At 49.4% G+C, this 1,070-nt stretch carries 1 protein-coding gene and 2 pseudogenes; 1 reads left to right on the forward strand and 2 read right to left on the reverse strand.

The features are described from left to right. A pseudogene (locus C6Y40_RS07640) lies at positions 1-242 on the forward strand (IS66 family transposase); the annotation flags it as partial. A gap of 22 nt (positions 243-264) precedes the next feature. Here the strand turns inward: C6Y40_RS07640 and C6Y40_RS07645 are convergent. Next, positions 265-396: pseudogene (locus C6Y40_RS07645) on the reverse strand (transposase domain-containing protein); the annotation flags it as partial. Between the two features lie 20 nt (positions 397-416). Then, the coding region (locus C6Y40_RS07650) for an IS1634 family transposase (RefSeq protein WP_146129520.1) at positions 417-1,070 on the reverse strand (654 nt) is incomplete at its 5' end.

The raw sequence follows: 1,070 nt of genomic DNA on the forward strand, positions 1-1,070 counted from the left end.
ACATCCGGGATAAGCAATCAGACCTGGCTGATATCCATACCTACCGGCAACAACACAGCGAACCCTTAGTCACTGAGTTCTTCCGGTGGGTCTACCAACAACGCCAGCGCACCGATTTACTGCCCAAATCCCCCTTCGCCAAGGCGCTTCACTATGCGCATGAGCGGGAGAGCCAACTCAAGGTGTTCCTGAGTAACCCGGCGTTACCCCTGGATACCAATCATCTGGAACGGGCACTGCGGGGTAAGCGTCCGGCAATACCACCTATCGCTTAGCAAACTGCCATGGTAGCAGTTGCTCGATATCGACGCCGGGCTTGCTGAGTTCATCAAGGTAAGTCATCACATACTCGAACACATTGAGGTCGTTAGCTTTAGCGGTTTCGATGATACTGTAGCCGACATTCCGCATCAAATTCAGGAATAAATCTCTTGGTATAATGTGCCAAGTACATCAATGATCACCTGCTGGCGCTCCTGTTTGTCTGTGATTACGGGGGGAGAGTCACCAATGCTGACTTCGTGGATCCCACTAAAACACAGAAATACCCATCGTGCCGTTGGCTTCTGGGACGGTTTCTTTTTCATGTCAGGGAAGTATTGTTGTCTTTCTTTTAATGACGTTCGGATCCGGTGTTCAAGGGCGGCGTATATCATCAGACTGCACGTCATCACCATGAGCAGCGCTTCAATCCTTTCCGGTTTCTTCAGAAACAGTGAGGATGTCAGAAATTCCGGACTTTTGAGAAAACGAAATCCCCGCTCAACATGTTGCTGGGATTTGTAGGTATCTAACACTGTCTGCATACTGAGTTCCCCGCTACAATCATTGGTTGCGAGGATAAACATCCCGGTTTGCGCCTGAGCTATTCCAACTTTATCCAAACAGGTGGCTATCAGCCCATCGAGTTGGTATTCATAGTATGCTGGCTGTTGTCCTTTTTTGGGGCGACCTTTACCTAAGAACACGGGGTGGGCTATACAGTCAAACTCACTGATGCGGGTTGTTTTTAACGTCTTGCTAAAGACTTTCATTGCCGTCTCGGCATCGGTCTGGCAGGCAAAGCGTTG

Origin of the sequence: Marisediminitalea alba (assembly GCF_002993365.1) — a bacterium.
Taxonomy (GTDB): Bacteria; Pseudomonadota; Gammaproteobacteria; order Enterobacterales; family Alteromonadaceae; genus Alteromonas; species Alteromonas alba.